Genomic DNA, 26,442 nt, shown 5'->3' on the forward strand with positions numbered 1-26,442 from the left:
GAAATCCACGAGTTCACCTCATTTATGTACATCGATTCATATCCACTATATAACTTTGAGCCATGAGGAGCAAGCGCACGCAGCGATCGGTCAAAGCGTGGTTCACACAGCAACTCATGATCCAATATGGTAAAATATACGAGATAGACCAAACTAAAGCACCCGAGGTGATGCCCTGTGAACGTACAAAAGGAACTCGACCGGATCAAGCTGGATGACAAGGTGCTGGGCATGCCGTGGTTTGTCCAGCAATTTATCGACTACAAGCTTCCGGATCTCTCCCCTTCCACCCTGCTCGAATACGTCAGGGATTACGAAACCTTCTTCAACTGGCTTCGGAGCGAAGGACTGTCCCTGGCGCAAAGCAATACCGAAGTCACGCTGAAGGAACTGGAAGTCCTCCGGATGGAAAACGTGGTGAGCTACCGCATCTTCCTGACGACCAAGAGGGAAGGCACCAATTCACGTATTACGGTGTCCCGGAAGCTGTCATCGCTGCGTTCCCTTTTTCATTATTTGAGCCAGATTGCGGAGGACGAAGAGTTCTATCCGCTCTTGAAACGCAATATTATGGCCAAAATCGAAATCAAGCGCATTCATAAGCCGAAAGATACCGCCGCCAAGCTAAAGGGCAAAATACTCGAGGAAGACGAGCTGCTGGAGTTTATCGGCTACATCCTCGACGGGTATGCCAAGGATGTGGAGAAGAACAAACAAGCCCTGTATTCACACGAGCTGAACAAGGAACGGGACGCCAGCATTACGAGCCTGATTCTGAACTCCGGGCTCCGTGTATCCGAAGTCGTGAACTTGAATGTCGACGATATCGACTTGAACAACAAAATGTTGTATGTGTACCGCAAGGGCAACAATGACGAAACCTTCAAGACGCCGGTGTATTTCCGCGAGCAGGCAAAGGATGACCTGAACAACTACATGAATCTGCGCCAGACCCGCTACAAAGCGCCGAAAAAAGAAAAAGCGCTGTTTCTTGCTCTGGCGAATGGTCAAAGCGAAGGAAGCCGCATGACAAAGCGGGCCATCCAGGCCATGATCATCAAATACGCCAAAAGATTCGGCAAGCCATACCTTACAGTCCATAAACTGCGCCATTCCTTCGCAACAGACTATTATTTGCAAAACGACATTTACAAAACAAAAGAACAGTTAGGCCACGCCTCGACCGAAACGACGGAAGTGTACGCTCACCTGACAGACAAAACGATGTCTGAAGCGATTGAACGGAGAACGGATTCATAAGGCTCCTTATTCCCTTCAGACATCTTGAAACACAAGAAGCCGGCTCCCTATCAGGGAACCGGCTTTCTCATATTTATATCTGATGCTCCAACCAATCGATCACGGCCGCGATCTCATCCTTACCAAATACGGCAAGACGGGATGCCTTCTCCTGGCCCGCAGCGGATAGCTCTTCTTCCGCAGCCATCCACGTTACGACCCCCTTCACATTCTCCAACCGATGGATCAGCTCCCGGTCCCCTTCTCTGCGGACCATCACCAGTTTGGAGTAGCTTTCCTGCTTGAAGCCTTCCACCAGAACGATGTCATATGCGTCAAAATCATGAATCAGTTTCTGCAGCGTGAGCTCCTCGTTCCGGATGACGGCCGTCTGGCGGGAAGAGACGAGTGCAATGGCCGATGCGCCGGCTGCCCGGTGCCGGTACGTATCCGTTCCTGCATGATCCATTTCGAAATCATGCGCATCATGCTTGATAACAGCTACGCGGTACCCCTTCGCTTTCAATTTTTCCACGAGCGAACACACCAGTGTAGTTTTGCCGCTGTTCTTATAACCGACGATTTGTAAAACAAACGGCGTTCCTGATTCAAGGTCCGCAGCGCGTTTTGTTCCGTTATTCACAGCGTGTTTCCTTTCAGGAGCAGAATCTTCACCTTTTCACCCGCTGGCGTGACGCCTTTGGCAGGCGGAATCACGATCAGGCAGTCGCTGTCTTTAATCGTCACCATCACGCTGGATTCATCCACTTTCGCCGGAATGGCATAGAGTACCCCGTCTCTTGCCTCGAATCTGCCTCTGACGTATCTTGTAAAAGCGTTCACCTTGGTATATTCCTGTTCCAGCACAGCGGTCCATTCGGTTAAATACGGCGAATGACTGCCAAGTGTCCGCTGGATGAAAGGCCGGACGAACAGCTCAAAACCGACAAAGCATGCCCCAGGATTGCCGGACAGCGCGAACAGGAGTTTTCCGTCTTTTACGGCTGCCGTCGTTACGCTGCCGGGCCGCATGGCAATCTTGTTATAGAGCATGTCGACACTGTCGCTTCGCACGAAATCTCCCATAATATCATAATCGCCTACAGATACGCCGCCGCTTGTCACAACCGCATCAAACTCCTTCATCGCCTTTTCCACTTTGGCTTTAGCCAGCGGCAGGTCGTCCATGACCGCTTCAAGGATAAAAGGTTCTCCGCCGGCTTCACGCACCTGGGAAGCGAGCATGTACGTGTTGCTGTTCCGTATTTTTCCCGGCTGAAGAGGCTCGTCCACGGTCAGCAGCTCCGACCCTGTCGAAAAAATGGCAATTCTCGGTTTCTTGTACACTGTTACCAAATGAACGCCAAAGGAAGCAAGAACAGAAATTTCTCCTGCCCGTATCCGCCGGCCAGGTTGAAGAAGCTCCTCTCCTTCCCGCACCTCAAAGCCGATTGGAGTGACGTTCTTTCCTTGTTCCATTTTCCGCTTCAGCCCGACTTGCGTTCTTCCAGCTTCTTGACGCAGCTCCGTCATTTCGAGCATGACCACGGCATCCGCTCCCTCGGGAACCTGTGCCCCCGTCATGATTCGCGCTGCCGTTCCCTTAGTGATTGATTTTCCCGATACCGTACCGCATGGTATTTCGTCGATCACATCGAGCCACACCATCTGCTCTGCCGAACATCCCTCCGTGTCTTCCGAACGAATCGCATACCCGTCCATTCCTGAGCGGCGAAACCGCGGAAACGGATGGGGGGCACGGACCTTCTCGGCCAAATAACGACCGTGGCTCTCCTGCAAAGGAATCTGTTCTGTCGGGCCCGGCGGACCGTATTGCGACAACAGTTCCTGCGCATGCTGCACCTGCAGCGGTTTCCGGTGAAATTTATCGTATTCATCCATGGTTTGTTTCAATGTCAATGCACCTTCCTCTGTCTCATTGCGACCAGCTTGATAAACATATACACCTATCATGACACAAAAAAACGCACGAATCCATGTTTCGTGCGCTGCTTTTTGTGTTATCTTCGTGATCTTCGCTTAATTTTGCCGGACCCGATCCTCGTTTTCGGCTTGGTAACCGAACGTTTCGGGGAATCGAACAAACCGCCCGAGCCGTCTTTATCCCGCGAAATGCTGCCTTTGCTCGGATTCGAAGAGTCCGTTTTCCGGTCAAAAATGCTGCCGCCTGAGCCAACACTCGTGTCTTTATTCGTGCCGCCGCGGCGGAGAATTGAGCCTTTCTTCTCGACGGTCAGCGGTGGAGCGAGCTTTTTGTCGCTCGCGGTGGGTGCATGATAGGTTCCCTGCTTCGGCTGGTAAACATCCCGGCTGGAGTAGCCCCTGTACCCGCCTATTCCACCGCCTAATGAATCGAACAGCTGCCCAATGATAACCGCTGTTAAATAACCCTTCAGAAAGCTTGAATCGTAGTTCTGCTGAACGTATTCCTGCGAGTCGACTTCGATCAGCGTATCACTTGCCTTGGCAGGGTCCTTTTGCAGATGATAGTACTCTTTTCCATAGACGAGAAACATCCGCTCCGTGTCCTCTTTGGACATTTGGTCCGGCTTTTTCTCATCCGAGAGCTCTTTAGCCACTTCCGGGACGGTCTTATCCGCAGCCCGGTATACGTAAGAGGTCGCACTTCCGTCCCGGTTCACCGACTCCAAAGGATAGGTTTCCTTGACGTTCGGCGAGCCGATACCGCATCCGCTTAACAGCGACGCCACTAAGCTGATGACGAGCAGGATTTTTAGACTGAGCAGCGACCGTCCCTGACGTCGTTTCATGCGATCACTCCTAATTGGCCCTGATGACTTTGACATCCCCAGGCAGCACTTTCTCTCCTTCGTACAGCATAAAGCGTCCATTTTGCCATTCGATGCGCACCAGGCGGTAATCATCGGATTGATACTGCCATACATGCTGCGCTCCGCCTTGGGTAAACGGCGTTTTGCCATTCACCATCACATGGCCTTCGTATTCCTCTTCCAGGAAGAAGGTTCTGTCATCCAGATCGAGCTCTGTCGGTACTTCGCTGGGGTTGTCTAATCTGCCGTCCAGCGGGCTATACAGCGCGTATTGAAGCGTTTCGCGTTCTTCGATATGCAGATACATAATCGTGCTTCCGTCCTGAAGCGTCAGCACCACCGCATTCCGCCCGCGGTTATGCACTCTTCCCGTTACTTCATACGTAACGAGGGACACTTCGCAAATATCGCCTGGCATGAGAGCCAGCATGCTCTTCTCAACCTTCGGAGGTTCAGGCTTGGCAAACAGGTTGCCGATTCGTTTAAATACACCCATATGTTATAACTCCTTATGTTCCATACTTAGTCTGTGATGAACGGTCGCATTATAGGCATGCGGTAATAATTAACGCACCTACCAAATGGAGCGAACCTGCAAATAAACCGTAGCCCACTTTTCCCTGCTGGGTCCCTACGTCGAGTTCCAGCTTGGCCCATACTCGCAGCAATACGCGAACGATCGCTTCAAGCACAAGCAGAATCAGGAAAGAAATAATCGATACCATCACGGCATCAAGGAGGTTATTCGACGTTCCGATCGATACCGAGAGAATATAGCCCTGCGCCAGCAGCTTCAGTACAAGCCGCGTCGTCACGGCCATGTTGCCTGCCTTCACTTCTTCAAAATCCTTATATTTTGTGAATAGGGAATCCACAAACATCAGAAGAAAAAGGAGCACAGCCCCGGATCCCGTCCAGACCAGAATCCCCATAATCGTATTAAAGTCCATGCAACGTGCCTCCACGATATCAGCTTTTGATCATTTAGAGCAACAACAGCGAAGAAGGACACATACATGTCATCCCCCTTCGCTGCTTCTTTCATTTTACGTTATGCGCAGACGTTGTATTACTTGTTTTCGTACTGCTTCATCAGTGCAGCGAGTTCGTCCTCGACTGCTTTGTCTGTGCCGAGCTTCTCGAATTCATCGTCAAGGGATTTGCCTTTGGAGGACATTTCGTTGCTCGCCTCGGCTTGCGCCTCCATCTGCATCATTTTCTCTTCCATGCGTTTCATGCCGCTCGAAGCACTGTCCGTACTGAAGCCTTGCATCGCTTTGTTGATTTCGGTCTGAGCTTTGGCTGCATTGTAACGCGCTACCAGCGTTTCGCGCTTGTTTTTCATTTCGGTAAGCTGTTTGCGCATTTCATCCAGCTTGTCGCGAAGATTATCGGCGGACGCTTTGTTCTGGTCGTAGCTTGTTTTATATTCAGCCATTTTTTGTTCCGCGGCATTCTTTTCTTCCAAAGCACGGCGGGCAAGCTCCACGTTTTGCGCCTGAGCTGCCGTATGGGCCTGCTGCGTACGTTTTTGAACCAGGGCTTCCTGCTCTTCGTACAGCTGCTTGAATTTCTTCTCGATGGCGATTTGGGCGGCTACCGCTTTTTCCGCATCCTCAAGGTCTTCGGTCATGTCACGGATATATTGGTCAGTCATTTTAACCGGATCTTCCGCTTTGTCGATGATTGCGTTAATGTTGGACATAGTCAGGTCACGTAATCTTTTAAAAATAGCCATTTTGTTATTTCCTCCTAGGAAAAGGTTTAATGTTGTTCTTATGATATTCATTTACGCAGCAGTTTTGAAGTCGTTTCAAAATTCGCAAAAAAATTTTCAATCTACTTTTCCAAGCATTGTTGCGAGATACTCATCAAACGCTGAATCGGCTTCTGCCACGATCTCTGCAATGTCGTCCCGTGAAATGCCGTCGTAATGGATGCCTGCCGCCACGGTTACAGTTCTGCGCAGCAAATGGGATGCCCTCTTCGCCATGCCAGCAGCCAGCTCATGCTCCCGGTGCCCAGGCACGTTGATCGTCTGCGTCTCTACCTCCTTGGCGGTCTCGCTAAAGTACGCGGTTGCAACAGAGCCGATATGCGCTTCTCCTCCCGTCACAACGAAAAGCGAGTCCCTGCCGACGGAAGCCTCTCGGATCTGTATTCCCCATTTGCCGGATGCCATCCTACCCCCCGTTTCCCGTCCATCGTACAAGATGAAGATGCCTCTTTTCCATTTTATAGGACTCGAATGATTTCCGACAAGCCTGATTAGTCAAAAAGGGCACCGGCAGACTAGCCTGCCAATGCCTTCTGTCACATTCATTAAAAACCGCGCAAATACGGCTTCGGTATCTTCTCATCGCCATGGAGCGCCTGTGATGCATGCAAGGCCCAATACGGATCCTTCAGCATCCCTCTCCCCACAGCGACGAGATCCGCTTTCCCGTCAAGAACAACCTGCTGCGCATCCTCGAACCGATCCAGCCTGCCGACCGCGATGACCGGAACATCCAGCTTGGTTTTGATCTCTTCCGCGAGTTCCACCTGGTAACCCGGCCCTGCTTTCGGTCCGCCGTTCGCCCCAATATGTCCTTCACCGCCCGAGGAGATATGAAACACATCCACACCCGCTGCTTGATATCGGCGGCAAACTTCGGCAATATACTCGACGTCGTACCCTCCATCCACATATTCTTTGGCGGATACGCGCATGATCACAGGCATGTCTACCGGTACGGCCTCCCGCACGGCCTTGACCACTTCTTCGCCAAAGAGCGGAAGGTCCTTGCCATAAATATCATCCCTCTTGTTGGTTAACGGGGAATGGAACTGATGAATCAAATAGCCGTGAGCGCCATGGATTTCGATCGTGTCAAAACCGGCCTCGACGGCTCGTCTTGCTGCTTCTTTGTATGCCTGTACCATATCTTTCACTTCATCCGTGGAGAGCGCACGCGGCACACTGTATTTTTCATCGAAACGGATCGCTGAAGGGGCTACGGGCGGATTCGCATCCTCCGCTTTTCGGCCGGCATGGCCAAGCTGGATTCCGATTCGGGTACCGTAGGTATGTACCTCGTCGACAATGCTGCGATAAGCAGGAATCTGTTCATCGCTCCAAAGCCCCGTATCCTGGCTCGTAATGCGTCCGTCAGGACGGATGGCTGTCATTTCGATAATTATCAGGCCTGCTCCGCCGACAGCCCGGGATACATAATGCACAAAGTGCCACTTGTTTGGAATTCCATCCTCCGCCTGCACCGAATATTGACACATCGGCGGCATGACGATCCTGTTTTTCAATGATAAGCCCTTTAGGACATAAGGTGTAAATATATCAGCCATGTGTTCAGTCTCCTTTCCGAGAGCCATAATCTGAAGATACCCATATTTATGCAGGTCTAATATGAAACACCTATATATTATATACGCTTTTCAAGTATTTATGGAAACGGGCGAGAGAGCCTTGGTCCATCTATAATCCTTTCCATTTCGGGGCATAACAGTATAGACAATCCAATGGCTCTGCCAGCATTCCCCTAGAAAGGAGTCCGTGCCGCATGATCAGAACTTATTTCAGCAAAATATGCGCGGTAACGCTTGTCTTTACTCTGTTATGTCCCGAAGCCGCTTTGTATGCGGCAAGCCCGGAAAATCCCGCTGCTCCGCGTCCGGTACAGGAAACCAGCACGATAGAAAAAGCGGAAAAGCATCAGGAAAAACAGATACTGACCCTCGGCCAACTGATTAAAAAATATCCGGATACCTTCAAAATTCATGGCCCCCATGTGAAACAGATCGCGCTTACCTTCGATGATGTACCAGATCCGCGGTTTACACCGCAAATTCTTCAAATTCTCTCGGAGAACGGCGTCAAGGCAACCTTTTTCGTTGTGGGCAGCCGGGCCCAGAAGCATCCGGAGCTGGTGGCACGCATTGTTCGCGAAGGTCATATCATCGGGAATCATTCCTACAACCACCCCCAGTTTCACAAGCTGACGATGGCTGAATATATGGACCAAATAGTGCGTACGGAAAAAATACTCTACGGCATTACCGGCTACAAGCCGAAACTGATCCGTCCCCCATACGGGGATATAACGGAAAGTCAGCTGCGATGGGCCAAGCGTGAGGGCTACAAAATCGTTAACTGGAATGTCGATTCCCTGGACTGGAAAGGCATCGGCAAAGAAGCGGTGAAACGGAACATCATGGCAACGGCAGGACAGGGCTCCATTATTCTTCAGCATGCCGGTGGCGGCACGACCTCGGATCTATCCGGCACGATTGGCGCTCTGCCGGAAGTCATCCGTGACTTGAAGAAAAAAGGCTACACCTTTGTTACATTACCCAAACTTCTCAAAGTGCTAAAGGACAAATAAAAACAAGCAGCCTCGACCATCAAATGGTATAAGGCTGCTTGTTTGCGTACATGCGTATGTGGGTAATTAGTATAAAGATAACGATTATTTAATAAAGTACAATTCTACGTTCTGGAAACCAAAGTTGCTTACTGACTGCTGGCTTCCTGGAACAAAGATATCGATGCGGTTGCCCTTGATGGCACTGCCTACATCTTTTGCGGTAGCGACGAAAGCTTTTTTGGGAAGACCCGCAAAATCATGTCCAGTGACAAGCACTTTCGTTCCGAGCGGAATAATGGATGGGTCCACGGCGATGGTACCGAGTTCGAGCGGATTACCGAAATAGTCGACGGCACCCCATTTGCCATTTTCGCTTGCCGCAGCAGAGTATGCTGTAGCTTTGACTTTCAGGGTTTTATTATACGTAAAGGTTTTACCCCATGCTTCCACGATTTTTTGCTCCGAATCCACGCTAAGCGAAGCCGCGGTGATCGATGCCGGCGCGGAATCCGCGTAGGCCTTCATGGTTTCAACTCCGGGAATGTTAAGCTTCAATCCTCCATAGATGTTCGTGGCTTGTACGTTAGGATTAGCATTCATCAATTGATTTAGGTTGACGCCATATTGTTTCGATAGTGTGTAGAAGGTATCGCCTTCCTTGGCCACATGTACAGAGTCCGCATGGACAGGAACGGCTTGTACCGCCAATGTGATGCCGATTGCAGCTGCGATAAATTTCAATCCTTTAAATCTCTTCTTCATAGTTCCTCCTTAAAATCCTTCAGTGCCTGCGAGGTTAGCTGTCGGGTTCGGATTGAGGAGACAACCCTACGTTACAATCACGATTCACCCCAAGTGACTAAGTCTTTCACGGTAAAAATAATCCCCCGCACTTTGTGTTCCAAAGTTTTGGCTTACTCAATATATCACAATTTTGTAACCAGTGCGCATGAAAATGTTACCATATTGCAACTATTAACACTATAACTTCCGTTATCAGAGTTAGAAAGTTACTAATTGCTTAAAAATTTAAATCGCGATTTGCGTTAAAATGATTACAAATTCTTCATTACATACGAAATAAGCCCCGGCGAGAAATGGATTCTCGCCGGGGCTTATTTCGTATGTGCTAGAGTACTTTGCTCAAGAAATCTTTCGTACGTGCATTCTGCGGGTTGCCAAATACCTGGGACGGTGTTCCTTCTTCCATGATCTGACCGCCGTCCATAAACAGGATTCGGTCTCCTACCTCACGGGCAAAGCCCATCTCATGTGTGACAATGACCATGGTCATGCCGCCCTCAGCCAGCTTCTTCATGACTTCAAGAACCTCTCCGACCATCTCGGGATCCAGCGCCGAAGTCGGCTCGTCAAACAGCATGACATGGGGCTGCATCGCCAGAGCACGCGCGATAGCAATGCGCTGCTTCTGACCGCCTGACAGCTGCGAAGGATACGCATTCTTTTTATCGGCGAGGCCGACGGTACGCAGTAAATCCACCGCGATCGTCTCGGCTTCCGAGGAAGCCATTTTTTTCACCTTCAATGGGGCAAGCATAATATTTTGAAGCACAGTTTTATGCGGAAACAGGTTGAACTGCTGAAATACCATGCCCATTTTCTCACGGGTCAAGTTAATATTATGTTTACGATCCGTAATGGACTCGCCCTCAAACGTAATTTCGCCGCTCGTTGGCGTTTCGAGCAGGTTGAGGCAGCGGAGGAACGTACTTTTCCCCGATCCGCTGGGTCCGATCACGACTACGACTTCCCCTTTGGCGATTTCAACGTTAACGCCTTTTAATATTTCGAGCTTCCCGAACGATTTGTGCAGATCCTTAACGGTGATCATCCGTATTCAGCCTCCTTTCGAACAAACCAAGCAGCTTGGACAGCGTGAAGGTCATAACAAAATAAATGGCGGCAATGATTAAGAGCGGCTTCAACGACTCATAAGTAATGGTCGTGACAGCCTGCGCTTGATACATCAGATCGGTCACGCCGATAAACGATACGATCGAGGATTCTTTAATGATGGTAATGAATTCGTTGCCGATGGCCGGCAGCACGCTTTTGACGGCCTGCGGCAAAATAATGTGCCTCATGGTCATGGCTTTACCCATGCCGAGAGAACGGGCAGCTTCTGCCTGCCCTCTGTCCACGCCCTGAATGCCGGCGCGGAATATTTCCGCCAGATAAGCCGAGCTGTTGATCGAAAGCGTAATCGCTCCGGATTCAATGGGAGTCAGCTTGATGCCGAACGATACCAAACCGTAATGGATGATGAATAGCTGCACGATCATTGGGGTACCCCGGAGGAACTCCACCCATACGGTTCCCACAAAACGGAGCAGCCCGAACCGGGACATCCGCAGCATGGACACGAGCATGCCCAGAATGAAGCCGCAAATGACTCCGATCGCTGCAAGCAGCAGAGTATATTGGATGCCCGTTCCGAAATAGGAACGATACGTCCAGAACGTCTCGAATATGTTCATGAAATCCTTACTTCCTTCCTCGATGCCGCAAACAAAAAATAGCGAAGGATATCCGCTATTTTTCGCGTTCGATTATTTTTGAGCCGCAAGATCGCTGGCTTCGGATACGAATTGTTCAATTTTCTTATCGGAGTTCAGCCGGTCGAGTGTTTTGTTGATTTGCTCCACCATCTCCGTATTTCCCTTTTTCACGCCGATCGCATATCCGTCTTCCTTGTAATCAGGCACAGCATCAGCAATCGCAAGTCCCTTGACGTTCTTCAGAAAGGCTTCGGCAACCGGCTTTTCCATGATGGAAGCGTCGACACGGCCGGAGTTCAGCTGCATGATGATATCATTGATCTTTCCGAGTCCTGTAATTTTCGCTTTTGGAATGGTTTTGGCAATGTCCTCTTGAATCGAGCCGGTCTGAATGCCGAAGGATACTCCTTCAAGCGATTGCATCGTTGTGTACTTATCTTTGTCCTTTTCGCGGACGACTACAGCCTGCTCAGCTTTATAGTAGTTGTTTGAGAAGTCAATTGCTTTCTTCCGTTCCTCATCGGGTGTCATGCCCGAGATGACGAAGTCAACGCGGCCGCTCGAAAGTTCTCCAAGCAGTGCCTTGAAATCCATGTCCTTGACCTCAAGCTTCGCGCCCATGTCCTTCGCGATCTCTTTGGCAATCTCAATGTCGAAGCCGACGATTTGATCCTTGCCGTCAATCATTTTATGGAACTCGTACGGAGGGAAATCGGCGCTTGTCCCAAGCACGAGCGTTTTGGCACTGGCATTCGTTGCACCGTTATCCGGTGCGGCTGCCTCATCCTTGTTCTTATCTCCGCATCCTGCAAGCAGACTTCCTGCGAGCATCAAGCATAACGTTAAAGTACCCCATTTTTTCATCATCTATCTCTCCTGTCCATATCCTCATGTTGTTGCGCTTAGTATGGTCATGTTTGCGATTCATCATTACCCTTACGAAAGCATGTTTTATACTACAACAAACTGCATGATTATGCAATGTAATTTTCATACAAAGCAACTCGTTTTCAACAAATTGTCAATAATAATGAATTGTCCATAGATTAATATTCCTTTGGTCGATAAAAAGGGTTCTTTAAGTTCGACCAATTCCAATATCATGTTTAAATAACAATCAATTTTTCACTACTTAATTTTAACATTTATTGGTGGTTTATTTTGCTGATATGTAAATAACTATCGTATTTATTTCACCCCGTTGTTTAGCCTTTCAAACAGTCCATTTCGTATTTATTCATTTCTATACATTTCAAGGTGAATAATGCTAAAAATGGAGCTTCAAGCATGACCCTCTCCCCTAACGGAGCATAATAACGTAATCCATGGCAGTTTGCGGCAATGGTTCATTCTTCCTAGTTTCCGGTTATTAAATAGCTAGACATTATCAGGAGGTGTAGTCATGCTGCTCGAAGCTTTATATCATGTGCCCCGCGACAAGTGGGCTTATGCTTACGATCCCAAAACCATTCATCTGCGTGTCCGCACCAAGAAAAACGATGTGGACTCCGTTGTCGCCATGACCGGAGACAAATATGACTGGGACTCGACTTATTTTGAAATCACGATGGAAAAGGCGGCATCCGATGAGATGTTCGATTATTGGGAGGCTTCCGTTCTTCCCAAATACAAACGTTTGAACTACGGATTTCGGGTTACGGCAGGAAGCGAATCGGTTTACATGCTGGACAACGGAATTTATCATGACTGTCCCGCTCCTCCGGGCGGTTATTACGAGTTCCCCTACATACATGAAATCGATGTATTCAAGGTGCCGGACTGGGCTAAGGACGCTGTATTTTATCAAATCATGCCTGAACGTTTCGCGAACGGCGATCCGAACAATGACCCGGAAGGGACAGAAGCCTGGGGCGGCCAGCCAAAAACAGACAACTACTTCGGTGGAGATTTGCAGGGGGTTCTGGATCATCTTGACGATTTGGTAGACCTCGGCATCAATGCGATATATTTCACTCCGTTGTTTAAGTCACCTTCAAATCATAAGTACGATATCGTGGATTACAAACAGGTAGATCCTCATTTTGGGGACAACGCCCTGCTCAAGGACGTTGTGGAAGCCTGCCATGAGAAAGGCATCCGCGTCATGCTGGATGCGGTATTCAACCACTGCAGCGAGAGCTTCCCACCATTCCAGGACGTGCTCAAAAACGGAGAACAATCAAAGTATGCCGACTGGTTCCATGTGAATCAGTTCCCTGCACGCGTCGAAAATGGCATCGCCACATACGATACCTTCGGCTTCTTCGGCAACATGCCAAAATTTAATACGGCGAACCCGGAGGTCAAAGAGTATCTGCTCGACGTAGCCGAATACTGGATTAAGGAAATCAAGCTGGACGGGTGGCGTCTGGATGTGGCGAACGAAGTGGATCACCACTTCTGGCGCGACTTCCGCAAGGTCGTTAAGAACGCTAACCCGGATGCTTATATCGTGGGAGAAGTATGGAGCGATTCCCTTTCCTGGTTGGTCGGGGACCAATTCGATTCCGTTATGAACTATCCATTCGCCGATAAAGTACTTGAGTTTTTCAATGGAGGGATGGATGGTGCAGCCTTCTCCGACCGCATGAGTTCTCTGCTGATGCGTTATCCGCAGCAGACCAACGAAGTGGTATTTAATATGCTGTGCAGCCACGACACCCCCCGCCTGCTGACTCGCCTCGGCAGCGACAAACGCAAGCTGAAGCTCTCAGTCGTCTTCCTCTTCACCTATATGGGGACGCCATGTATCTTCTACGGCGATGAGGTTGGTATTGCAGGCGATGGAGACCCTGACTGCCGCAAGTGCATGGTCTGGGATCCGGAACAACAGGACCGCGAGCTTTACGATTTCTACAAAATGATGATTCATTTGCGCAAATCCAATAAGGCCCTTCGCGAAGGCCGCTTCCGCTTCCTGAAAGCCGAACCGGGCAACCCATGCATCATCTATGAACGTGCGGACGATTCCATCCATTTCACGATCTGGATGAACAACACGGATCAGAAGCAGACCCTCTCCCATCCGATGGTCACCACCGATTGGCGTGACGCCTTGACGAACGAGAAGGTTAAACCAACGGACGGTATGATGAATATTTCCCTGGATCCGTTCGGATACCGGATTTTGTACCGGAACATTACCAAATAACCTTTATCAGAATAAAGAAAGGAGCATCCGAAAGTCTTGGGCCAAGACTTCAGATGCTCCTTTTTTGGTGCCTGAATCGTTATTCCTGATTAACCTTTGCCGCTGATGCGCTTATAAATATTGCTATACTCCTGGGCCGAGACATTCCAGCTGTAATCTCCGCTCGTGGCATTTTTTACAATTTTGTTCCAATGATCCGGTTCCTTGTAAAAAGACATGGCGCGGCGGATGGTATGCATCATATCGTGCGCGTTGATATTCGTAAAGGTGAATCCGTTCCCCTGCCCCGTAAACTCGTTGTATGCGTGTACCGTATCGTTAAGTCCTCCGGTCTCCCGGACGACCGGAATGCTTCCATATCGCAGCGCCAGGAGCTGGCTGATACCGCAGGGCTCAAAGTTCGATGGCATAAGGAAGATATCGCTCGAAGCATAAATTTTACGGGATAACGCATCACTGAATGTAATTTGGGCTGACAGTTTTTCCGGATGACGCTGCTCGGCTTCCCTGAACCAATGCTCATATGCGCTGTCTCCCGTCCCCAGGATAACGAACTGCATATCATCAAGGGTCAGCATTTCGTCCAGCACCCTCACGACCAAATCCAAGCCCTTGGAATCCACCATGCGTGTAACCATCGCAACCAGCGGTGTTTCGGCGGATACGGGCAGATTCAGTTCCTCCTGCAGACGGACTTTGTTTTCTTTTTTCTTCGCGATGCTTGACCGGTATTTGACAGCAAGATGCGGATCCGTGGAGGGATTATAGCTTTTGGTGTCAATGCCATTGACGATCCCGCTCAGCTTCGGGCCGAGGGAATGGAGTAAACCTTCCAGTCCGTATCCAAAGTGGGCCGTTTGAATTTCATTCGCATAGGTTGGACTGACTGTCGTGACATGATCGGAATAGACGATTCCGCCCTTCATGTAATTGACGTTGCCGTAGTATTCCAAGCCGTTCATCGTGAAATAGCGGTTGCCTAGCTCAAGCAGTTCCCCCAGTACCTCGTAAGGGAAGACGCCCTGATACAGCAAATTATGAATGGTGAATACCGTCCGGATTTCATAGTAAAAAAGATCATGACGGTAGTGAGCATCCAAAAGAACGGGAATCAAGGCCGCATGCCAGTCATGGCAGTGAATCACGTCGGGTTGAAAATCGATGATCTTCAATATTTGCAGCACACCGCGGTTGAAAAATGCGAAGCGTTCACCGTCATCCCCGTATCCGTATACCGCGTCGCGGCCAAAATAAAACTCATTATCGATAAAATAATACGTAATGCCGTCATGCACGAGCCTTTCAATGCCGCAGTACTGGCTTCGCCAACCCACCGGAACATAAACCTCACCTAAATGCTCCATCTTGTCCCGGTACTGTGATGGGATGCCGCGATACTTGGGCAGAACGACACGGACATCGGCACCGCTGCGGGAAAGTGCCTGCGGCAAAGCGCCGATGACATCCGCAAGTCCTCCTGTTTTAATAAATGGTACCGATTCCGCTGCAGCAAATAATACCTTCATGCTTCTTTTCCTCCTTTGGCCGTATTTCTGGATGTCGTAGTTGCTGATGATGGTTGTAAAGCCTTGGCTTTGCGGGATGCCGTTCCGGCTCCCTTGGAGCGGCGCGGCTTTGATGCTGCAGTGCCGTCCTCCTTCGCCCGGCTCCCCGCCTCCCTTTTGAGGATGATAAAGCTCAGCGGCGGCAGGTTCAGCTCGATGCTGTGTAATTGATCATGCCATGGAATTTTCTCGGAAGGTATAGACCGTGTAACAGATGCCCCCTGCCCGCCGTATTTAGCATCCTCACTTTGAAAAATCGGCATATAACTGCCTGAGCGCGGCACGCCAATCCGGTACTGCTGTCTTTCCACAGGCAAAAAGTTAATCAGCACGAGGAGCGTATCCCCGGCCCGTTTTCCTTTACGCATATAAGAAATGACGCTTTGCGAGGAGTCATGCGGACTGATCCATTGATACCCTTCAAATTCATGGTCCAGTTCCCACAGGGCCCGCTCCTCAAGATACAAGCGGTTCAGATCCGCCGTATATGCCTGCATCTGCCGGTGACTGTCATACTCCAGCAGCAGCCAATCCAGCTCGTATTGGTCCCGCCATTCGATGAACTGTCCGAATTCACCACCCATAAACAGCAGCTTTTTGCCCGGATGCGTCATTTGGTAGCCGATAAGAATCCGAAGCCCGGCAAACTTCTGCTCATAATTACCGGGCATTTTGCTGAGAAGCGATTTCTTTCCGTGTACCACTTCGTCATGACTTAACGGAAGGGCATAGTTGTCTGAATAGGCATAGGCAATCGGGAACGTCAGCAAATGATGCTTGGCGGGGCGAGCGTCGAACGGCGCCTCCACGTAATCCAATGTATCGTTCATCCAGCCCATATTCCATTTGTAGTTAAAGCCAAGCCCGTTCTCGGACACCGGCGAAGTGACGCCTGGCCATGCGCTCGACTCTTCTGCCATCATTAATGTATAGGGATAGTATTGAAAAACGGCTGTATTCAGCTGCTGCAAGAACGATATGGCTTCCAGGTTTTCTATGCCGCCCTGTTCATTCCGCTGATACTGTCCTTCTTTTTTCTCAAAATCCAGGCGCAGCATGCTTGTCACCGCATCCACCCGGAGACCGTCGATATGGAACAGCTCAAGCCAAAAGAGGGCGTTCGAGATCAGGAAGGAACGTACCTCCGGCTTGCCGTAATCGAAGCTGAGGGTTCCCCACCCCGGTTTCTCGGCTTTGAACGGATCCGCATATTCAAATAAAGGCGTGCCGTCAAACCTGCGAAGACCGTGTGCGTCCTTCGTAAAATGCGCCGGAACCCAGTCCATAATGACGCCTAGATCGGCCTGGTGGCACGCATCGACAAGATACATAAAATCATGCGGAGAACCAAAACGGCTGGTGACCGCAAAATAACCCGTACCTTGATAGCCCCAGGATAAATCATATGGATGCTCGGCCAGCGGCATGAATTCAACATGCGTGTAATTCATCTTCTTCAAATAAGGGATCAGCAAATCGGCGATTTCCCTGTACGAATACAGCGATCCGTCCTCCTTCTGCCGCCAGGTTCCAAGATGAACTTCATAAATGTTGAGGGGCTTGGAGTAAAGTCCCTTCTTCTTACGTCGCCAAGCCGCATCCTGCCATGCATACCCGTTCAAATCGGTAACGACGGACGCCGTTGCGGGACGCACTTCTGCACCGAATGCATAAGGATCTGCTTTCAGAAAACGTTCCCCATTCATTCCCGTGATGTCGTATTTGTAAAAAGTACCTGTGGTGAGGCCGGGGAAAAAGCGACTCCAAATGCCCGAATCGGGTATCTTATGTAGTGAATCTTCATCACCGTTCCAACCGTTAAAGTCGGATGCCAGCCCGACCTGCCGGGCATGCGGGGCCCAAACGGTAAACCGGACGCCTTCCAGTCCTTCTTCCACAGCAGGATGAGCGCCCAAGATTCTGTAACTGTGGTAGGAGGTCCCTTCATGAAATAAGTATATATCTTCATCTGTAGGCGGGAGTCCGGGTATTGTATGCCTTTTTGCCAACAAAATCACCTGCTTTTAGATTATAGTGCACCTAAACCATTACCCTATTCCGGCCGCTTTAAACGCGAAAATGACTCCTGAAAAATAAAATTGTAATTTTTCAACTTTATTTCAATATAATCGTTTCAGATGGGCCGGCAACCGTTTATGTATGTACTACATTGACAAATTTTTGGGAGGGAAACGACATGTTTAAGAAAGATTGCATCGCCATGTTGCTTGCCGGAGGTGAAGGCCGCAGACTCGCACCTCTGACATCGAAACAGGCAAAGCCGGCTGTACCTTTTGGCGGCCGCTACCGTATTATCGATTTTCCTCTCAGCAACTGTGTGAACTCAGGGATCGATACCATCGGTGTCTTGACACAGTACGAGGCAGAATCACTTCATCAACATATCGGAGAAGGCGAGCCGTGGGGGCTCGAAGGCAAGGATGAGGACGGTATTACCCTGCTGCCTTCTTACAATACAGGATCCGCAGAATACTTAGGAACAGCTGATGCCATCTATAAAAACATCGAATATATAGACCGTCAACAACCTGAACACGTGCTAATCCTCTCCGGCGATCATATTTACCATATGGATTACAACCAAATGCTTCAGTTCCATAAGCAGCAGGAAGCCGAAGCAACAATATCCGTTATGGAAGTGCCTTGGGAAGAAGCAAGCCGCTTTGGCGTCATGAGCGTGGACGACGAACTTCGGATTTCCGATTTTGCCGAAAAGCCAGAGGTGCCGGAAAGCAATCTTGCCTCCATGGGCATTTATCTTTTCCAGTGGGAATACTTGCGCCGCCACCTGCTTGAGGATGCCGCCAATGAAGCTTCCAGCCATGATTTCGGGAAAGATGTCATTCCAAAAATGCTGAATGAGCAAAATCGCATGTTCGCCTACCGCTTCGACGGTTACTGGAAGGACGTGGGTACGGTCAACAGCTTGTGGGAAGCACATATGGACCTTTTGGCCGGCAATGCCTCCTGCAACCTGGAGAACAGCGAATGGCCGATGTATTCCCGCCCGTGGCGTACGAAGATCGGTGCCCATAAAGCGAGAACGGGAACGACTGCCAATTGCATGATTTCCGATACAAGCTTCATGGACGGATCTGCTTACCAGTCGGTGCTCTTCTGTGGTGTCGAAGTTGGCAGATTCTCGGAAATTAAAGACAGCATCGTGATGCCGAACGCGAAAATTGGCCGGAATGTTCATATCGAACGCGCCATTATCGGCGAAGGAGCCGTTATCAAGGATGGGGCTATCATTAAAGGCACATCGGATCAAGTGGTTGTGGTCGGGCCTTATGAAACGGTTCTTCCAAAACCGACAGTACGTACCCAGCCTTCCCGCTTGCTGCAGGAAGTATACGAAAAGACCGGCAGACTCCGTGCCGAAGGACTTTCTTCGTAATATCGATGGATCAGGTTGCTATATACAAAAGAGCGAAACCCGCCTTTGCGGTTTTCGCTCTTTTCCTGCTGTCATGGATATGATGTTGGAATTACGGAAGCTGCGGTGCCGAAACAGCAGGATCGGGTCCCGAATCCGTATTTTCGAGCAATCTCGGCAGTCGGACCACAATCGTGGTACCTACCCCGAGCTCGCTTTGAATTAACAGGATGCCGTGATGAAGCTCAACCAGCTGCTGGGAAATGGCAAGTCCGAGTCCGGTCCCTCCGTTGAGCGGGTCTACCTGGAAGAATCGGTCCTTCACTTTAATCAGATGATCTTCGCTGATCCCGATACCGGTATCATGCACCTGGACGACCACGTTATTCCCCTCAAAGGATACGAGGAGATCAATGGCCGAGTTCTCATGCGAGAATTTGATGGCGTTGTCCACCAAATTGAGGAACACCTGCTTCAGTCGGTTGGCATCCCCTTCGACCAGCGGTTTGTCGACCGAATCCAGGCGCAGCTCGATGGATCTTTTCTCGGCTTTGGTCCACAGATTAAGCATGATTTCCTGCAGCAGCTCCTTCAAATCGACCCGTGCGAAGGATACCTTCATTTCGTTTTGCTGCAGCTTCGAGAAATCGAGTATTTCTTCGACCAGGCCGATGAGGCGCTCCGTTTCCTTCGTGATGATCTCCATCCCGATTTTCGTCTCTTCCGGATCATATCCTCCGGAATTGATCGTCTCACTCCAGCCTTTGATGCTGGTCAGCGGCGTGCGGAGTTCATGCGAAATGGAAGAAATAAAGTCATCCTTTACCTGATTGCTGCGTACAATTTCCTGTGCCATGTAATTCAGCGTGGAAGCGAGCTCGCCAAGCTCATATTTGTAATTGCCCTTGATCCGGATATTGAACTTTCCCTTCGCCATCTGCGCCGAGACGGCAGTGATGGTATTCAGGGGTTTGACGATGGAATTGGCGAGCCCAAGACTGAACGCCAGCACGAGCGCCAGCACGGCGGCCGCTACGGCCGTCGCAATCATCGTGACTTGAAAGAGTTTCGCGTTTACACTTTCCAGTGAGGTAACATAACGTACGATATATGCATCACGACCGTTGTCCTGCTGCATTTTGGAGACGGCCATCACGTCTTCGCCCGTATTCGGCTGCCGGCCCACCCATCTTCCGATGTTTCCCGATTGCGCCTGTGATATATCGCTCGTCTTCATCGAAATATCAGGCTGGAAATCCGAAGAGTTAATGAGAACGTCACCCTGAATGTTGAGAATTTGCATCTCGGTGTAATTCAGCTTATAGACCATAAGCAAATTGCCTAAGTCCCTGCCATTATTGGATGTGGTCTCAAACTTCTGATACTCTTCCACCTGTTTGATATGATTCGTAATATGGCTATAGATGCTGTCGTAGTAATAACTTCGTATAGCCAGCAAAAAAATGACTTCAGCCAGCAGCAGCGTCGAAAACACGACGATGAAGTAATGCATGACGATTTGCCGGCGAATGCCTTTCTTGATCATTGTCCCTGACCCTTCCATTTATACCCGTGACCCCATACGGTCTGGAGAAACTCGGGCTCGGAAGGGTTATCCTCGATCTTCTGGCGGAGACGGCGGATGTTCACGTCCACGATCTTCGGATCACCCATATATTCCTTGCCCCACACGTGATCGAGAAGCACGTCCCGGCTGAGCGGGGTATTTTCTTTTTCCAGGAAAAACTGTACCAGCGAAAATTCCGTAGGCGTCAGCTCGATGCTGTGCCCATTCTTCTTAAACTGCTTCGAAATCAGGTCAAGCGCAAAAGGTCCCGATTGGAAGCTGACCTTCGCTGAGGTCTCGCGGTGAACGTTCACCCGGCGCAGCAGGGACTGAATCCGTGCAATCAGCTCGGTCGGGCTGAACGGTTTGCTGACATGGTCATCCGCGCCAACCGAAAGAGCATACACCTTATCCTGCTCCTGCACTTTGGCCGTCAGGAAAATAATGCCGAGGCGTTCATTCGTTTCCCGAATTCTGCGGCATACCTCAAACCCGTCAATGCCCGGCACCATAACGTCGAGCAAGGCGATATCGATATCCGGCGTGCCCATCAGAATGTCCAGCGCTTCATTGCCGTTCGATGCCTCGAGTACATCAAACCCGTTTCGCTTTAAATTAATGACGATAAAACTTCGGATGGAATCTTCATCTTCCAATATTAATACTTTACTCACTTTGCTTGTCCTTCCTTTCTATCGGCGGTACTTCATCCTTTGATTTGTTCTTGTTGCCGTTAAAATCAAAGTCCACGCTTTTTTTGTAGCCTATGACCTTCCCGCTGTTGCGGGACAGATACTTCCAGTCCTCATGCTGCTTTTCCCATTCATTTTGCGAGAAAAACTTGATCTCCGCGACCGTCTTCCCCGTCTCGATCATGTAAAAGCGCAGGTATTTATCCTTTTGCGATTTCGTATCAATCGTCACTTTGTTATGCCACTGGGTCGGGAAAAAACCAAAATCGAAGTCGTTTTTCGTATCATGGTACTTCTCGGCGACAAACTTCAGGCCGCTTTTGCCGTCCCATTGATAGTAGGCATAGAAATAAGGGACTTCCTTCTGGACGAAATTCTCCCAGCCGACCGGCGTTTCCAGCAGCGGGATTTCAATCAGACCGTCGTTATTAATATCTTCACTGAAGATCCGGGACTGCCTGAAGGTCTGATCGTCCTTCTCGAATACCGATTTCAGCTTGCCGTCCTGCATGACAATAATACTGGTAAAGGAGGCTTCGCCGACCGTGGACAGAGTGGCATCCAATACAATTCCTTCGATGCTGTTTCCTTCGGGATCCGTGAACACTTTCCCTGCGACAATATTGTAATAATTGTAGATATACGGCTTCATCTCCAAGCGGTCCAGCTCCATGAAGCTGCCCTCTTCGAACTGGAATGTCGTAATGAAGTTGCTCTCTCCATGCTTCAGATCGACAATCGTCAGATCATTGATATGATCCTTGTTCATATCGCTGATGACGAAATTCGTATACGGACGCTCCAGCACCCTCTCAAGGCTTTTGCCATTGTAGCTGTAGATGAAGACACGGTTCTGGGTCTCTTCGTTGGCCATGGAGAAGCCTGCAACGATATCCACTTTGCCGTCATTCGTCATATCCTTAAAATACAGCGATTCGAGCACTTTGCCTACGCCGTCAAACGTGATTTGTTTGACCCAGCTATCGTTGCTTTTCTTGAAGATCATGCCGTGTATGCCGATGGTCTGATCCGGCGTTTCATAAAATATGATTGCCTCACTTGCACCATCGTTGTCCAGATCCACAAAATGTATTACGTTCGTGTCGTCTTCTTCATTCGAGCGGATCAGGTTGGCATCCTCCGGCAGCTGGGCCATTACGATCGCCCGCAAGGATTCCTTCTCTGCCGACAACTGAGGGGTCTTCATCATCAAGACCGGGTCGCTAATAAAGGAACATCCGCCAAGCAGCAGCATCAGGAACAATGCGGCAGGAATATAAATCCAGTAGCGTTTTACCAAAAAGAATCACTCTTTTCTATCCAAAGCCTGCACGAGGCTTTATAGCATATTTCGTTCGCGGACCGTGAGCCGGCGGCCGGAAATATCGAAGCCGATTCCGCCGCCAGATAAGCCAATGATCCGCGTTGCGTAACGTTCTGCAAGCTCCAGCGGCAGCACCGTCAATACGCTGACCCGCTCCTCTTCGCACAGCTTTCTGAGCGTCTCCATGACGCTTTCCTGCGACTTCGGATCCAGCCCGATCACGGGCTCATCGGCAAGAATCACTTTCGCACCATGCACAAGGGAACGCGCGATGGCGATCCGCTGCCGCTCACCGCCGCTCAGCTTTTCGCACTTATTATGCGCTTTTTCCAGCAGCCCGAGCTGTTCGATGACATCCATCGCGCCCATGTAATCGTCCGAACGAATCATGCCCGTCGCCATTCTCCATACCGGCGTTTGACCGGACTGGCCAATCAGCACATTTTTGAGCGCGGTACGGTTCAGGTTCAAATGCGGATTTTGTTCTAAGTATGCCCATTCGCGTTTAATTTTTCTTTTTCCGGGGAACGGGTCCTTCAATATATCTACGCCGTCAACCACGAAGGTGCCTTTGTCCCATTTGTCTTTGAGCGCAAGACAGCGAAGGAAGGTGCTTTTCCCGCTTCCGCTGGCTCCGACGATCGCGATCAGTTCCCCCCGCTGAAAATCAAGCGAAATGTCCTTGAGTACAGGTATTTTATCGACTCCGACGGACTTGGTTAAATGCTGGATTCTAATCATGACATTTCTCCTCTGGTCTCTCGTTCTCTTTCTACTATCATAAAGCATTCGGTTTCAGGAGTACAGCTATAGGCCGTCCCCCTCAGTCAAAGTTTTACTCCTGACGAGGACGCCAAGTAGACCAAATGCCATGAAGCCGAGACCAAGCACGATAAACATCCCGGCATTCCAGCCGTACTGCATCAAAGTGCCCCCTATATTGGGTCCTGCGATGCTCCCTATATTAAAATGAAAGGATGCGATGACGTTGGCTGCGGGCAGCAGCAGTTTTGGAAGAATATCCGCTGCATAAGCAAGCCCGAGCGAGAAGAAGGAGCCGATCATGCCGCCCGCCAGCATCAGCAGGATCAGGATCGCTGCCGTTGAGGTGCCGGCCAAAGGCACGAGTGTAAAGGCCAGGCCGCCAAGGATGCCGCAAATGATCAAAACCCTCTTTCTTCCGAAACGGTCGCTTAGCAAGCCTAAAGGAAGCTGAAGCACCAAGCCGCCGATGCCGATGAAAGGCAGCAGGAAGGCGATCTGCTGTTCACTGAGACCGACACGCAAGCCATAGACGGGAAAATTGCTGTTGATACCCGATTCCATATAACCATAGAGCAGGGCCGGAATAAGGGCATACCACGCAAAAGCATAGCTGCGGCGGAAACGTTTCGTCGGCCGCTCCTCCCCTTTCAGCTTCTCCGGCCGCAGGTCCGGCAGCTTGATCAACACGAGCAGAAGTACCAGGAGAACGAGCACTGCGAGCGCAATGAAAGGCACGCTGCTGCCGAAATACAGCAGCGGAATCCCGAGCGGTCCCAGACTGAAGCCGAGGCCGTAGGACATGCCGTAAATTGAAATATTTCTGCCCCGGTTCTCTTCCGGGGTGACCAAGAGTACCCACAGCTGTGCTGCATAGTGTACGGCGCTGTCGCCGATGCCTACGAGCAGGCGAAGGATGAACCAGAATTTCACATTGGGAAATACGGGGAACAATATGACGGAGAACAGGACGAGCACAAGCCCGATGCTGACCAGCTTTTTAAAACCGAGTGCGCCGAGCGTACGTTCCGCCACCAGGGTCATCGCAAATGAGCCCACGTACAGCGCAGCTGCATTCAAGCCGTTCATGGCTGAAGATACGCCCATTTTTTCAAGGAAAATAGACAATACCGGCAGCAGCAGCCCTTGGCTGACCCCCGCCGCTACAATTACGATGAGCAATATGACATAATGAAAAGATGAGCTGCGATTCATGCTGTTAGATTGAGACAATGAAAATTTCCTCCTTCGATCGATCCGGACAAACTACTTGAACATTATAGTAGACAACCCGATACTCAACAAGCCATAATGAAGGAGATGCACTGATTTCATAGGAGGTTACCCTTTTCATGAACTATGAAGTGAAAGTTGATGTTTCGCCCATATATGAACTGCTCGGCAGTTTCATGGTATATACATCCAAGAAATGGGTCCGCAATCTGGACATCGGACCGGAATGGATCAGTGAAGTAAGCGGCAAGCTGACGCCGGAAGTGACGGCTGCCCTTTCCGAGACGGCGAAGTGGCCTTTCGACGATTATGATGTCTTGTATGCCTGGGCCATTCACCGGAACAACGGGGATTCCGTTCCTTCTTTTCTGGAGTGCTTGCGGGAAACGCCCGATGAAGTGCTGCTGGCAGCCGCCTCCCCCTATCTCCCGGAATTAACGATCGGAGAAACGCGCCGGATTCGGGAGCAGTATACCCCGCTCCTGACGCTTTGGTATGAGCATTATTTCAAAAACGTGGAGCCGAGCATTATCCCTCTTATCGAGGAAGATGCCAAGGAAAAGGGAATGCTCCTTACCAAGATGGATCCGATGAGCCTCGTGGAGTACGCCTCCGGCGGACTCGTCATCGAAAACGCTCCCGAAATTCAGACGATCGTGCTGTTTCCGACGGTTCATAACCGTCCGATCAATACGTACTGTTTCTATAAAAAAATGATGCTGATTCAATACCCCGTTGATGTCCCCGAAGAGGATGAGGACGAGCCCCCAACCTGCCTGCTGCGAATGACGCATGCCCTGTCTGATCCCAAGCGCCTCCGCCTGCTTCGTTACGTTGCGGAAAAGCCTCATTCACTGGACGAAATGATCCGTGATTTGGATCAGACGGAGGAATCGCTTAAGCATCATTTGATGATCCTAAGAGTAGCGGGACTGCTGCGGATTCATCTCGGAGCGGGAGACACGGAGAAATTCAGTATCCGTCCGGACGGTGCGTCGGAGCTCCAGATGTTTCTGGAATCTTACATGCGTCTATAAGGAGAGAAGCTTGTTGAATAACACGTTAAGACAGCATATTTTATTTGATTTGGACGATACGCTCATCCATTGCAATAAATATTTCGGGCTTGTCCTGGGGGAATTCTTTGAGCTTGTGCATCACTGGCTTGGAGAGGAGCGTCTATCAACCGAAGAAATACGCGAGAAGCAAATCGAAATCGATGTTGCCCAGGTGAACCGGACCGGTTTCAGCAGCGGCAACTTTCCCAATTCGCTGATCGAGACTTACCGTTTTTTCTGCCGGAAACTTGGCCGTCCCATCCATCTGGAGGAAGAGCGTCAGCTGAACAAGCTGGGGCTCAGCGTATATGAACAAGAGGTTGAGCCATATCCGGGCATGGTGGAAACACTTGAAACCCTGCAAAAGGATGGTCATCACCTCTATCTCTACACGGGCGGAGAAACCGCCATTCAGCAGCGTAAAATCGACCAAATGAAGCTGAGCACGTATTTTGACGACCGCATCTATATTACGCAGCATAAAAACGAATCCACTTTGGAGCAAATATTGCGGAAAGGCTCATTCGACCGTTCCTCCACCTGGATGATCGGCAATTCGCTGCGGACGGATGTGGTGCCTGCGCTAACCGCAGGCCTGCAAAGCATATACATCAAACAATCCAATGAATGGGTATACAATATGGTCGAGCTGGAGCAGCAGCCCGGTTCATCCCTGTATACCGTGTCGTCCATCGAAGAGATACCGGAGATTATCGACATCAAAATCAAGCAAGAACAACAACGGCCCCTGAATTAGG

Annotated in this window: 25 protein-coding genes and 1 riboswitch; of the genes, 6 read left to right on the forward strand and 19 right to left on the reverse strand. The window is 50.0% G+C overall.

Features of this window, described 5'->3' with window-relative positions; all coding sequences use genetic code 11:
- The first annotated feature begins 177 nt into the window (after positions 1-177).
- Positions 178-1,260 (forward strand): tyrosine recombinase XerS, encoded by a 1,083-nt coding sequence (xerS, locus tag ACTHPM_RS06800; protein WP_440394435.1) that lies wholly within the window; start codon positions 178-180, stop codon positions 1,258-1,260.
- A gap of 73 nt (positions 1,261-1,333) precedes the next feature.
- Here the strand turns inward: xerS and mobB are convergent, their stop codons facing one another.
- The 8 genes from mobB to ACTHPM_RS06840 form a co-directional block, all read right to left on the reverse strand.
- The gene (mobB, locus tag ACTHPM_RS06805; protein ID WP_440394436.1) at positions 1,334-1,882 is read right to left on the reverse strand and encodes a molybdopterin-guanine dinucleotide biosynthesis protein B; all 549 of its coding nucleotides are present in this window, start codon (positions 1,880-1,882) and stop codon (positions 1,334-1,336) included.
- Positions 1,879-3,153 carry a molybdopterin molybdotransferase MoeA gene (locus tag ACTHPM_RS06810; RefSeq protein WP_440421536.1) on the reverse strand — a complete coding sequence of 425 codons (1,275 nt, stop codon included), beginning with the start codon at positions 3,151-3,153 and terminating at the stop codon, positions 1,879-1,881. The genes mobB and ACTHPM_RS06810 overlap by 4 nt, the downstream gene beginning before the upstream one ends.
- A gap of 107 nt (positions 3,154-3,260) precedes the next feature.
- The gene (locus ACTHPM_RS06815) at positions 3,261-4,031 is read right to left on the reverse strand and encodes a DUF4247 domain-containing protein (protein WP_440394438.1); all 771 of its coding nucleotides are present in this window, start codon (positions 4,029-4,031) and stop codon (positions 3,261-3,263) included.
- A gap of 10 nt (positions 4,032-4,041) precedes the next feature.
- On the reverse strand, positions 4,042-4,548 hold the full coding sequence (locus tag ACTHPM_RS06820; RefSeq protein ID WP_440394439.1) for a DUF4178 domain-containing protein: 507 nt from the start codon (positions 4,546-4,548) through the stop codon (positions 4,042-4,044).
- Between the two features lie 49 nt (positions 4,549-4,597).
- On the reverse strand, positions 4,598-5,002 hold the full coding sequence (locus ACTHPM_RS06825; protein WP_440394440.1) for a DUF350 domain-containing protein: 405 nt from the start codon (positions 5,000-5,002) through the stop codon (positions 4,598-4,600).
- A 119-nt stretch (positions 5,003-5,121) separates the two neighbouring features.
- Positions 5,122-5,790 (reverse strand): PspA/IM30 family protein, encoded by a 669-nt coding sequence (locus ACTHPM_RS06830; RefSeq protein WP_440394441.1) that lies wholly within the window; start codon positions 5,788-5,790, stop codon positions 5,122-5,124.
- A gap of 96 nt (positions 5,791-5,886) precedes the next feature.
- Complete coding sequence (locus ACTHPM_RS06835; protein ID WP_440394442.1) at positions 5,887-6,234, reverse strand: hypothetical protein; 348 nt, start codon at positions 6,232-6,234, stop codon at positions 5,887-5,889.
- A 140-nt stretch (positions 6,235-6,374) separates the two neighbouring features.
- Positions 6,375-7,397, reverse strand: coding sequence for an NADH:flavin oxidoreductase/NADH oxidase (locus ACTHPM_RS06840; RefSeq protein WP_440394443.1), 1,023 nt, complete (start codon positions 7,395-7,397; stop codon positions 6,375-6,377).
- A 215-nt stretch (positions 7,398-7,612) separates the two neighbouring features.
- Between ACTHPM_RS06840 and ACTHPM_RS06845 the strand changes: the two genes are divergently transcribed.
- Positions 7,613-8,434, forward strand: coding sequence for a polysaccharide deacetylase family protein (locus ACTHPM_RS06845; RefSeq protein WP_440394444.1), 822 nt, complete (start codon positions 7,613-7,615; stop codon positions 8,432-8,434).
- Between the two features lie 84 nt (positions 8,435-8,518).
- Here the strand turns inward: ACTHPM_RS06845 and ACTHPM_RS06850 are convergent, their stop codons facing one another.
- From ACTHPM_RS06850 to ACTHPM_RS06865, 4 genes are all read right to left on the reverse strand, one after another.
- The gene (locus tag ACTHPM_RS06850) at positions 8,519-9,178 is read right to left on the reverse strand and encodes a 3D domain-containing protein (protein WP_440394445.1); all 660 of its coding nucleotides are present in this window, start codon (positions 9,176-9,178) and stop codon (positions 8,519-8,521) included.
- 8 nt (positions 9,179-9,186) lie between these two features.
- A riboswitch (cyclic di-AMP (ydaO/yuaA leader) is annotated at positions 9,187-9,341 on the reverse strand.
- Positions 9,342-9,545: 204 nt separating this feature from the next.
- Positions 9,546-10,268, reverse strand: a complete 723-nt coding sequence (locus ACTHPM_RS06855) for an amino acid ABC transporter ATP-binding protein (protein WP_440394446.1) — start codon at positions 10,266-10,268, stop codon at positions 9,546-9,548.
- The gene (locus ACTHPM_RS06860; RefSeq protein ID WP_440394447.1) at positions 10,255-10,914 is read right to left on the reverse strand and encodes an amino acid ABC transporter permease; all 660 of its coding nucleotides are present in this window, start codon (positions 10,912-10,914) and stop codon (positions 10,255-10,257) included. Before ACTHPM_RS06860 ends, ACTHPM_RS06855 begins: the two co-directional genes overlap by 14 nt.
- 72 nt (positions 10,915-10,986) lie before the next feature.
- Positions 10,987-11,799, reverse strand: coding sequence for a transporter substrate-binding domain-containing protein (locus tag ACTHPM_RS06865; RefSeq protein WP_440394448.1), 813 nt, complete (start codon positions 11,797-11,799; stop codon positions 10,987-10,989).
- A 538-nt stretch (positions 11,800-12,337) separates the two neighbouring features.
- Between ACTHPM_RS06865 and ACTHPM_RS06870 the strand changes: the two genes are divergently transcribed.
- Complete coding sequence (locus ACTHPM_RS06870; RefSeq protein ID WP_440394449.1) at positions 12,338-14,086, forward strand: alpha-glycosidase; 1,749 nt, start codon at positions 12,338-12,340, stop codon at positions 14,084-14,086.
- A gap of 89 nt (positions 14,087-14,175) precedes the next feature.
- On the opposite strand, the gene glgA is transcribed toward ACTHPM_RS06870, so the two are convergent.
- Complete coding sequence (glgA, locus tag ACTHPM_RS06875) at positions 14,176-15,612, reverse strand: glycogen synthase GlgA (RefSeq protein WP_440394450.1); 1,437 nt, start codon at positions 15,610-15,612, stop codon at positions 14,176-14,178.
- Entirely contained in the window at positions 15,609-17,660 is a 2,052-nt protein-coding gene (gene glgB, locus ACTHPM_RS06880; RefSeq protein WP_440394451.1) for a 1,4-alpha-glucan branching protein GlgB, read from the reverse strand. The genes glgA and glgB overlap by 4 nt, the downstream gene beginning before the upstream one ends.
- Positions 17,661-17,848: 188 nt before the next feature.
- On the opposite strand from glgB, the gene ACTHPM_RS06885 reads away from it, so the two are divergent.
- Entirely contained in the window at positions 17,849-19,069 is a 1,221-nt protein-coding gene (locus ACTHPM_RS06885) for a glucose-1-phosphate adenylyltransferase (protein ID WP_440394452.1), read from the forward strand.
- A 91-nt stretch (positions 19,070-19,160) separates the two neighbouring features.
- Here ACTHPM_RS06885 and ACTHPM_RS06890 read toward each other — a convergent pair whose 3' ends face one another.
- The 5 genes from ACTHPM_RS06890 to ACTHPM_RS06910 all read right to left on the reverse strand — a co-directional run bounded on the left by ACTHPM_RS06890 (position 19,161) and on the right by ACTHPM_RS06910 (position 24,608).
- Positions 19,161-20,594: a HAMP domain-containing sensor histidine kinase gene (locus ACTHPM_RS06890; RefSeq protein ID WP_440394453.1), complete on the reverse strand. Its 1,434-nt coding sequence runs from the start codon at positions 20,592-20,594 to the stop codon at positions 19,161-19,163.
- Positions 20,591-21,289, reverse strand: a complete 699-nt coding sequence (locus tag ACTHPM_RS06895) for a response regulator transcription factor (protein WP_440394454.1) — start codon at positions 21,287-21,289, stop codon at positions 20,591-20,593. The genes ACTHPM_RS06890 and ACTHPM_RS06895 overlap by 4 nt, the downstream gene beginning before the upstream one ends.
- Entirely contained in the window at positions 21,282-22,607 is a 1,326-nt protein-coding gene (locus ACTHPM_RS06900; protein WP_440394455.1) for a hypothetical protein, read from the reverse strand. The genes ACTHPM_RS06895 and ACTHPM_RS06900 overlap by 8 nt, the downstream gene beginning before the upstream one ends.
- A 39-nt stretch (positions 22,608-22,646) precedes the next feature.
- Positions 22,647-23,372: a phosphonate ABC transporter ATP-binding protein gene (locus tag ACTHPM_RS06905; RefSeq protein ID WP_440394456.1), complete on the reverse strand. Its 726-nt coding sequence runs from the start codon at positions 23,370-23,372 to the stop codon at positions 22,647-22,649.
- Positions 23,373-23,438: 66 nt separating this feature from the next.
- Positions 23,439-24,608 (reverse strand): MFS transporter, encoded by a 1,170-nt coding sequence (locus tag ACTHPM_RS06910; protein ID WP_440395371.1) that lies wholly within the window; start codon positions 24,606-24,608, stop codon positions 23,439-23,441.
- A gap of 137 nt (positions 24,609-24,745) precedes the next feature.
- Here ACTHPM_RS06910 and ACTHPM_RS06915 point away from each other — a divergent pair, with 137 nt between their 5' ends.
- Both ACTHPM_RS06915 and ACTHPM_RS06920 read left to right on the forward strand, forming a co-directional pair.
- Complete coding sequence (locus ACTHPM_RS06915; RefSeq protein ID WP_440394457.1) at positions 24,746-25,663, forward strand: ArsR/SmtB family transcription factor; 918 nt, start codon at positions 24,746-24,748, stop codon at positions 25,661-25,663.
- A 13-nt stretch (positions 25,664-25,676) separates the two neighbouring features.
- Positions 25,677-26,441: an HAD family hydrolase gene (locus tag ACTHPM_RS06920; protein WP_440394458.1), complete on the forward strand. Its 765-nt coding sequence runs from the start codon at positions 25,677-25,679 to the stop codon at positions 26,439-26,441.
- The last annotated feature ends 1 nt before the right edge of the window (position 26,442 follow it).

Origin of the sequence: Paenibacillus sp. SAFN-054 (assembly GCF_051966755.1) — a bacterium.
Taxonomy (GTDB): Bacteria; Bacillota; Bacilli; order Paenibacillales; family Paenibacillaceae; genus Paenibacillus_AQ.